This window comes from Microcoleus sp. BM001215392 (assembly GCF_036700185.1).
Lineage (GTDB): Bacteria > Cyanobacteriota > Cyanobacteriia > Cyanobacteriales > Microcoleaceae > Microcoleus.
Window position 1 is genome coordinate 1 of the sequence record NZ_JAUBOJ010000312.1, and the last position, 9,574, is coordinate 9,574.

A 9,574-nucleotide genomic window follows, 5' to 3' on the forward strand; every position below is an offset into this window, starting at 1 on the left:
ATAACTTATATGCGGTCATGCTTCTTCAGGCTTCCAAAACCAGATGCACCCAGCACCCATGAAGGTTTGCTTCCTTTTGCACCCGGCAATAGCACAAATCTCCAGTTGTATATCAGATTTTTGATAAAGGCTATAATTCCTCTAAAGTTTGGGCTAATTTCGTTGGAGTTCCTGACAGCGTTGCAGATAATTTTGGGCTACCTTATCCAGCGGATTCTTTTGGATGCAATCAGCAAACAGTTGTGCTGCTTCTTGATGTTTAGCAGCGCCGTAATTGTACAGCGCTTCGACAAATATTGGTAAAGTTGCTAACTTACCCTCTTTCAATTCTGGTGTATCGGCATCAAATACTTCGTAAATCGTCACCAAATCCGATTTACCTTTTACTCGAACACAGCCAATATTTCGGATTGCATAACTTGCGGGTTCGCTCAATCTTAAAAAAGTATTTTGAGTAATCAACATCGACACTCCATAACTTTTTGTCAAGCTTTCCACCCGCGAGGCTAAATTCACCGCGTCGCCAATCACCGTACTGTCCATCCTGTTTGTCGAGCCAACTGTTCCTAACATCAATGAACCCGTATTGATACCCAGCCCAATTTTAATTGGTGGGGAGCTGCAACTAATTAGATGTTGATTGTATTCATCGAGACTGTGCAACATAGAAATTCCTGCTTTGACTGCATTGTCTGCACTGTCGGCGAACAAAGCCATAATTGCATCGCCAATATATTTATCAATAAAGCCGTGATTTTGAATAATACTCGGCTCCATTCTACTCAAATAGCAATTAATAAAATTGAAATTTTGTTGAGGTGTCAGGCTCTCAGAAAGAGATGTAAAATCCCGAATATCAGAAAACAATATTGACATTTCCTTTTCCACGCTGTCACCGAGTCGAATGTCGCTCAAGCTGTCGTGGCTTAGCAGCGATACAAATTCATTGGGGACAAAGCGTTTAGCAGCTTCTGTTAATTTTAATTGCTGTGACAGAGCAACTTCTAGCTCTTGATTAATTTTCCGAAGTTCGGCATTTTGTTCTGCTAGTTTTTTATCCTGACTGTAGCTGTGGACGGCTTCTGTTACAGTCAGTTGTAAGTCTTGAGTTTGCCAAGGTTTGCCGATGTAGCGGTAGAGTTTTGCCTGCTTGATGGCATTTCCTACCGCCTCAATAGTCGCCTGACCCGTCAGCATCACTTTGAGAGTTTTGGGAGAAATTTCGTGAACTAGCCGCAACAATTCATCTCCTTTCATGTCAGGCATTACGTAATCTGAGATAATCAAAGGGATTTCATAGCCGTCTTCGAGCAATTCAGCAATTAACTCTAGGGCATCTTTACCTCCTTCGGCAATTTCAATTTGATAAGTATTCCCTAAAGCCTCTTTTAATTCAGTCTTAAGGCTTTTGAGAATAGTTTTTTCATCGTCTACGCAAATAATGACTTGTTTGGTCATAACGATAAGGCTGTTTTAATGGTTTCGATTAACTCGGATTCCGACCAAGGTTTCTGCAAACACCGATGGAGGTTGGCTTCGTTAAAAGCCCTATTCACTGCCAATTCATCGGCTTGACCTGTCAGCATAATTTTTACTATTTTCGGGAATTTTTGATGCACGCGAATCAAAAATTCATCTCCTTTCATTCCTGGCATTAACCAATCCGACACAATTAAAATGATTGAAATTGCATCCTCAGTGAATTCATCAATTAACTCTAGAGCATCGGCGGGACTTTCTGCTATCTCGTAAAGATAAGCATTCCCGAAGGCTGATTTTAGCTGGGCTTTGAGGCTTTTTAAAACTACTTTTTCGTCGTCAACACACAGGATAATTGGTTTAGACATTGTTGGTGGTTTGACTAATTATTTAGGGAAGATTGACTGGCAAAATAACTGTAAAAGTGGTTTTGCCTGGTATAGATGCAACTTCTATTTGACCGCGATGTTTATCAACTATTTTTCTGACTATATCGAGACCGAGACCCCTGCCTTCTCCGGGAGGTTTTGTTGTGAAGAAGGGGGCGAATATTTTGGGCATTACTTCGGTTGAAATTCCGGTGCCGCTATCTGTAACGCCGACTTTGATACTGTTGCCTTCTTGCAGGATATCCAGAGTTAATGTGCCTTGATTGTCCATGGCTTGTAGGGCGTTGTGAATTAGATTTGTCCAGACTTGATTTAGTTGGTCTGCATAGCATAAAATTGCAGGTATTTTGGGAAAATTCCGGATAACTTCAACGCCGTGTTTGAGGTTATTTTGATAGAGGGTGAGTACGGTTTCTATGCCTTCTGTTATATTAGATTCAACCATGGTTTCTGATGAGTCGTAACGGGCATAGGTTTTCAGGGCAAAGACGACTTTAGAAGCGCGATCGGCTGCGGTATTAATTGTTTGGGTGCCTCGCTGGATTTCTGAGAGTTTGTAAGCCATTTCTATGATGCGATCGCGATCGACATGAAGCAGCAGAGACAGAAAGTGGTCGGCCTCGTAAATCCCCATATCTACCAAAGTGTCGGCGATATCATCAGCTTCGTCAATGTCTTCGTCTTCGAGTTGACTAATCAAAGCCCGCTTTAACTTCCTTTCTTCTCTGGCTGTTAAAGTCATGTCTTTTTGTAGCGAGTGATACAGCAATTCGCAAAAACTTTGTGATTCTGCGGGGGAAAGCGACTGAAACAGTGAGGGCAAATTGGTGATGGTTTGGCCCAAAAAAGTAGTCATAGTTCCCGCACTCGATCGAATTGCGCCCAAGGGAGTATTCAATTCGTGAGCAACTCCGGCGACTAATTGACCTAAAGCTGCCATTTTTTCCGATTGAATCAGCTCTTCCTGAGTAGTTTGCAGGTGATCTAATGCTGTTTTGAGTTCTCGGGTTCTTTCGGTGACTTGGAGTTCGAGAGTGCGGTTGTATTCCGCTACCAATTTTTCGGCTTGTTTGCGTTGGGTGATATCGACAAAAGCTGCGATCGCATAACTCACCTTTCCTTTATCATCATAAATGGGCGTTCCCCAAACCTCGATCGGAATAATCCTGTCAGACTGGCGAATTTCCATATCGTCAACGTTAACACTGGCCCCTTTAAAAGCATTAATAATTGGATCTTTGTCTGCCGGATAAACTTCGTTGCTACCTGCCAGATAAATTTGATAAATCTCCCGAATTTCCGCCGCAGTATTAGCAACTATACCTTTACCTAATAAATCCTGGGAGCGAGAATTAACATAGTAAGGTTTGCCGTGAGAATCCGCGACAAATATGCCTACCGGAACTGCTTCTAAAATTTGGTTTAATCGACTTTCACTCTCAGATAATTCGGCATTCAAAGCTTGCATTTTTGTGAAAGATACTTGCAATTGCGCCGCCATACTATTAAATGAATTGGCAAGTTCCCCGACTTCATCGGATCGGTTGAACGTTACACTTTTCCCCCATTCACCTTTAGCAATATTTTTGGCAGCCTGGTTCAAAGATAAAATTGGTTTTGTCACCCATCTAGCCGTAACAACTCCGACAATTATCGCCACGAGTCCCGCAGCAGCACACAACAAAATTGTCGCCTTAGTATTGGCATTAATTTGTGCCATGAAATCAGATTCTGGAACAACGACCACAATCAACCAATCCAATCCTTTGTCATCTTGCCAAGGCAGAATTTGTAAAAATTGTTTCTTACCCTGAACATCAAATTGTAGTGAATGCGAAGTTTTCAGAGATTGGAACTTGTTAAAATTCGCTGCTAAATATTGAGCAGTGGTTTTGGTGAAAGTATTTGTACTGTCAATTGCTTTAACTCGTTCGGCTCCGTATTCTTTTTTGACAGTCTGAAACGGTCTTTCTCCAGTAGAAGTCGCGACCAACATTCCCGATCGCTCTACAATAAAAACCTGTCCGGTTTCGCCAATTTTCAAACTTTGCAAAAATTTGCCAATGGTGGACAAATTAATATTAGTTAGCAATACTCCTTGCAATTTGCCTTGTTTGTCGTAGAAAGGCATAGATGCACCGAGATAGGCAGTAATGCCGGCTGTATTGGGATAAATTTGACTCCAGGTGGGTTTACCAGCAGCTACCGCTGCTTTGTACCAAGGACGAATCCGCGGGTCGAAATTAGTTTTATTGTTTAATACGGCGCCGATTTCGCCGGATTCATTGGTAGCATAGGTGCGAAAATCATAGTTACTTGCTGCTGTCGATACTCTCCAAGTCAGCGAGCCGTTGTCGAGTCTTTCTGCCCCTAAGTTGTCTCTTTGTTCTAAGGCTAAACCTGTAAAAGTGAGGGTATCAAATATCTGAAGCTGGCGCCAAAAATGACGCTGTAAAAGAGGTAAATCTTCGAGGTTGAGGGTGCCGAGTTCGATCGCCACAGCATTGATCTGGTTGACCTGATGGGGTACAGTCAGGTAAGCACCCAGATTCTGTTGAACGCGGCTGCCTACTTCTGTCATTAGTCGATCGGCAATTTCGTTGACTGCCTTCTGTCCGTTTTTAAACGAGAGATATCCTACCAGTCCCACCGCCACGAACAGTTGCAAGACGAAGGGAACTATCAGAACTGTTCGCAGGGTTCGGGAGCGAGCAGTTTTTGCGGCTTCGGTGGGAGTAGATGGGGTTTGGTTCACAACGTTAGTGCTCGATTTAATGAGTACCTGGTTTTTTTGGTTCAGAAATACTCGTAGGCGGGCGACATCCACCTACAAAAAATTGACGGCCCGCCCAAATCGCCATGCCGTATTTCCCTCTCTTTGGGATGTACAGGAGTTGAGAAACGGATTTAGCAAGCAGATTCGTCGCTGTAAAACCAAGATTTGTTGTAAAAACCCGGTTTCTTTTCGTAAGTTTTATTCGGGTTATTCAACGTTGTCAGAGTCTACTGATTTTTGAGGTGCAACTTTTGAACAGCAGCGTACACCGCACGACATCTACAACATTTTTTATTGAATGAATGAATAAATACAAACGCCTGCTTTCGATTCTACAGTAAATAGAGGTAAGATCGCGATCGACTGTGCCGCATCTAGATTGTGTGTGGCGATTGAGGCGGAGACAGGGAGAGAGGGTGATGGGGAGAGGATTTGACGATTTTTGATAGGTTGAGAAATAGACAATTTAAATGCTGTACAGCTTGAATCGGGCATTTGTTCCACTTGTGAACTGAGAGTGCCGTTTGTGCAAACTTCGGCCTCTCGCGCTAATTCGATTGGTGAGAGAAATTCATAGAAGCAAGCAAGAGGGAAGAAACAAGAAGCGCATGGGTTTGTCGAATAGGACTAAGGTGCAGCGACAAGCACCTTACTGCTTAGGTTTTGGATCTAGGGATTTGAGTGCAAAGGACGATCGCCCTTTGCACTCAAATTGAAACTAAGTCAACCGCTGCGAATTCACCCGCCGAATTGCCACCACCGCAGGTTTAGGTGGATTATTAGCTTTTTTGCCAGGCCAATTAGAACCTACAGGCACTTTTCTCGTCTGCAAAAACTCCTTACCATCAATAGTTTTCATGGCAAAATTGCGGCTGTCCGCCGCCATATCTTTTCGCATCCCGTTGATTTCTCCCGGATGCTGAATCGCCAAAAACAAAGTCTTTTCATCCTCAGTAAAAAACGGCCCCGTAGTTTCGCACTCCATCGGCCCAATTCCAAACAAAAAAGCCTCCCCAGCATTCGGCCCCGTAGCGGGCAAAAACCAAATCGCATTGTTACCGTACAAACCGCGCAAATTAGATTGGCTAATCGGTTTCCCATCTTTATCAACTCGGCCAGCAGCCACAGGCGCATTCAGTTTGTCAGAAGACATATCATTCACCATCCAAACATTGCCACCCTTATCAATTACCAAATTATCGGGATTAGCAAAACCCAATCCGCCCTCAGCCGGTTCGCCGCCCGTCGCAAACATTTTCCACTGAAAAGTCATTGCAGAGGGCTCGTTACCCTCTTCAACTAAGCGCATAATCCAGCCGTATTCGTAAGCTTTACCGTCCTTGCTTTGAAAAATTCGCAAATCCGGCCCGCCGTCGCTATCGCTGGCAGAACCGGAAGTAAAGGTAATGTAAAGAGAACCGTCAGGAGCAATTTCAGTGTCTTCGGGACGAGCAGTGCAAGTAGCTCCTGCCGCGCTGGCGGCATAATGAGCGTCTATTAAAATTGCGCCTTGTTTTTCCTTAGCTGTGCCTTCGTAGAGGTCGTCTAAAGTCTTGAATTTTTGTTGAAAAGCAACGGCTTCTGCATCTTTTTCGACTTTGACAAAACCGCCTGCGGGCCGCTGTGGCAAATTAATCATTCCGCCTGCGTGAATGCTAGGCAAATCTGGATTCACAGGGGTGTCAGTTTTTAATGGAATCCACCTACCGGTGCCGTCAGGGTTAAACTTGGCAGCATAAAGCATTCCGTCTGTCAATAGCTGGGAATTAGCTTTATCTTTGGGGTTTTTAACTGGGTTTTTGCTGACGAATTTGTAAATATGTCCGCTGCGTCGATCGCACCCCGAGTAAAATGCTAATGGTTTTCCGGCTACTACGCGAATGCCGACGGCTTCGTGGCGGCACCGTCCCAGCCAAGTGTGTTTGGTGCCGTAGTCGGTGGGGTTAGCCGGGTCTACTTCTACCATCCAGCCGTATTTATTCCCCGCCAAGCCGAACGGATTACCCAAACCGCCAATTTCTTCGGCATCAATGTAGAAATTTTTCTTGCTTGGATCGAAGGATGTACCGTCTGCAAATACAGGTTCCGGTACGAAATTCTGGATGTTTTCTTCAGCACTAAAAACCGTTCCCCAAGGCGTAGTTCCGCCCGCACAGTTATTAAAAGTGCCGATGATTTTTGGGCCCAATTTGTCCGAGTAGCCTTTACCTTTTTTGTTAAACACGGCTACCGCCGGGCCGGTGGCTTTGAGGTAGCGCCCGTCTTCGAGGCCGGAAATGCCTGTAATTCGGCGATCGGCTGGAGAATTGGTTCTTACCCATTTTCCGTCATCATTCATTTTAACAGAAATTACCCCAATTCCCACATCTATCAAAGCTGCTTTCGATACTTCCACAACCATTTTTTTTGTGGGGTCTTTGTCCGCAGTAGCAAAGGCATTAATTCCTGCTTTTCCGGCGGGGGTTGCTGCCGTTTCTAACTTAGCAAAAGGCAGAGATTTTCCAATAACTTTTTGATAAGTTTGAATCCAAGGTTTGGCACTGATGTACTCAAAATTAACTGTCAAAAATCCCTGATTTTTGCCTGTTTCTACAAAAGAGAGATAGTCATTGTTGTAGCCGAAGTGAGAATCGCCCACTTTGTCACCCCAAGCAGCTACGATATCGTAGGTAAAGCCTTCGGGAAGTACGAGGTCGTCTGCTAGTTCGTAAGTGCTGTAAGCTTGCATTTGCTGCTGGGTAGACGCGCTGCTAATTGGGATTAATTGTCCGGTTTCTGTGATGGTGCTGCTGGTCAGCAAAGGCATCGGCCCTTTGACTGGTTGGAAGTTTAGGCCTATTGCAATATTCGCACCCTCCTTTGCAGAGTTAACAGGCTGTGGAAAGGGCATGGCAATTTTTTTTTCGCAAGAATTGAGTGCCACACTACCGGCCGTTGCACCCAAGAAAAGCAGGAATTCTCGACGCTTGATAGTCATAGTTCATTCAGTTGACAGTTGACGGTTGACAGTTGATAGTTTACAGCACTTGACAAAAGAAGGAAGAGGATTGGATTAATCAATAGTCTAATTTTAATTTCTCCTTAAAAGGTAGATACTTTAAATTAATTCTTTATGGTAAACAAATGGTTGAGGACTGAGCATCAGCTAAATCAAAACTAAATTGATTGTCTGTTTTTTGGGATATAGGGGCGAGCAATCTGGTGCATCTCAATGAGTGCAAATATACTCGTAGTGGCGAAGCATTTCGGCAGTAAATCTCTGATTCTGACTCATAAATTATGTGCCGAACTGCTATAGCCCTTGCCAAAACCAGATGCACCCGAGCAATCTCTGTTTTCTTTCGATTCGAGGTAAACCGCCCGCGCTCGAACCCTAATCTCTCACCTTTTGTAACACAAGCCCAAAGACTCAAGCAAAGCGGTCGGGTGCGTCAACAAAGGTAATTTTTGATAATTACGGACAATCTCTAAACTGACGGGCCATTTATTTATTCCTGGGCGCGCTACGATGGTTTCCCCATACATACAAATAAGGACACAACATTGTTGTATCCCTACGTCATATTCAAACTGAAACTTGCAACCATACAACAAATTGAAAAAATCAACCAAATCTATAGCCGAACCCCCGTACTGTAATGATATATTCCGGTTGGCTCGGATCGATTTCCAGCTTTTCGCGCAGCCAGCGGATGTGAACGTCAACTGTTTTGCTGTCTCCAATAAAATCTTGACCCCAAATTTTTTCCAGCAACTGATCCCGAGACCAAACTCGCCGGGGATTACTCATAAATAGTTCTAGTAAGCGAAACTGTTTAGGAGAAAATTTTACTTCAATTTGGCGAACCAACACGCGGCATTCTTCAGGATACAGAGTTATGCTCTTATATTGCAGCATCACCGCTTGCGGTAACTGACCGAGGCGCTGGCGCCGCATCAGTGCACGACAGCGGGCCATAAACTCCCGCATTCCAAAAGGCTTGGTGAGATAATCATCCGATCCCGCTTCTAGATAAAAAGCGCAATTGTTGGCACTTCCTCTAGCACCGATAATCAAAATAGGAACGGGATTTCCTTGATGTCGTAACATTCGACACAGATCCAAACCGTTAATTGAATCCATAATTAACAGGTTGAAGCCAAATTCGCCGTGGTATGACGGCGAAGGTTGCACAGAAGGCAGAGCGTTGCGCCCATCGCTAGTAACCACCACCTCATAGCCCTGTTCTTTTAGGGCTAAAGCTAGCATTTCCCGCAACAGGTCTTCACCTTCGAGTAACAAGATGCGGCCGGCTTGTCCAACAGCCAGCCTTGAAGGACTTTCGCTTAATTCAGCAGAAGACATAAATATCAGTGGGAGTTATGTTTGTATGTGGCTAGCGGGAGGTGCCTTCTTCAGTAGCTGAGACACTTTCGCGCTGCGATCGCTTTTTATGAACGATCGACTATTTAATCACTTATAATCTTTCGCCAGTCCATCCGACAGACATACGCTCGACTATTTCTACTTGCTCGTGCAAGAAATATAGTCGTTGAGCAGTTGCGATAGCTGCGCTGTCTGCCTGCGTCCAGGCGTTAGAAGCCCGGTCATTGTTAGGGGTCGGTATTACTTTGTAAAACATTGCCCGCTTGTAATTGACCAGGTTACACCCAATATATAGGGAGATGGCTTTATCGTACAGGTAAAAGGTTATCCAAAGGTAAAGTTTTAGTAAATAAATGGTTAATTTATTAAAGATTAGTAATGTTGTTCTTAAATTTTAACCGAACCCTACAGCTTTGGTTGAAATAGGGACACGGCATTGCCGATTGGTGTCAACTTAACTTCTAACCCAGTCACAGACTGCGGTTTGACTATTAAGGCTAGATCCCCCCTAGCCCCCCTTAAGAAGGGGGGAACCGGAATCTTCTCAAAGTCCCCCTTCTTAAG

At 44.2% G+C, this 9,574-nt stretch carries 5 protein-coding genes; all 5 read right to left on the minus strand.

Translation table 11 applies throughout. From position 1 onward, the window contains the following. Window positions 1-153: 153 nt before the first annotated feature. The 5 genes from QT974_RS25745 to QT974_RS25765 all read right to left on the minus strand — a co-directional run bounded on the left by QT974_RS25745 (window position 154) and on the right by QT974_RS25765 (window position 8,989). Window positions 154-1,458, minus strand: coding sequence for an adenylate/guanylate cyclase domain-containing protein (locus QT974_RS25745; protein WP_333471251.1), 1,305 nt, complete (start codon window positions 1,456-1,458; stop codon window positions 154-156). Further along, window positions 1,455-1,847 (minus strand): response regulator, encoded by a 393-nt coding sequence (locus QT974_RS25750; RefSeq protein ID WP_333471252.1) that lies wholly within the window; start codon window positions 1,845-1,847, stop codon window positions 1,455-1,457. The genes QT974_RS25745 and QT974_RS25750 overlap by 4 nt, the downstream gene beginning before the upstream one ends. 22 nt (window positions 1,848-1,869) lie before the next feature. Next, window positions 1,870-4,623, minus strand: a complete 2,754-nt coding sequence (locus tag QT974_RS25755; protein WP_333471253.1) for an ATP-binding protein — start codon at window positions 4,621-4,623, stop codon at window positions 1,870-1,872. A 739-nt stretch (window positions 4,624-5,362) separates the two neighbouring features. Then, window positions 5,363-7,621 (minus strand): PhoX family protein, encoded by a 2,259-nt coding sequence (locus QT974_RS25760; RefSeq protein WP_333471254.1) that lies wholly within the window; start codon window positions 7,619-7,621, stop codon window positions 5,363-5,365. A gap of 627 nt (window positions 7,622-8,248) precedes the next feature. Then, entirely contained in the window at window positions 8,249-8,989 is a 741-nt protein-coding gene (locus QT974_RS25765; protein ID WP_333471255.1) for a response regulator transcription factor, read from the minus strand. Window positions 8,990-9,574 lie beyond the last annotated feature (585 nt).

Coding starts and splice junctions, on each gene's coding strand:
- QT974_RS25745 (WP_333471251.1), bottom strand. CDS start 1,458: ATGACCAAACAAGTCATTATTTGCGTAGACGATGAAAAAACTATTCTC.
- QT974_RS25760 (WP_333471254.1), bottom strand. CDS start 7,621: ATGACTATCAAGCGTCGAGAATTCCTGCTTTTCTTGGGTGCAACGGCC.
- QT974_RS25750 (WP_333471252.1), bottom strand. CDS start 1,847: ATGTCTAAACCAATTATCCTGTGTGTTGACGACGAAAAAGTAGTTTTA.
- QT974_RS25765 (WP_333471255.1), bottom strand. CDS start 8,989: ATGTCTTCTGCTGAATTAAGCGAAAGTCCTTCAAGGCTGGCTGTTGGA.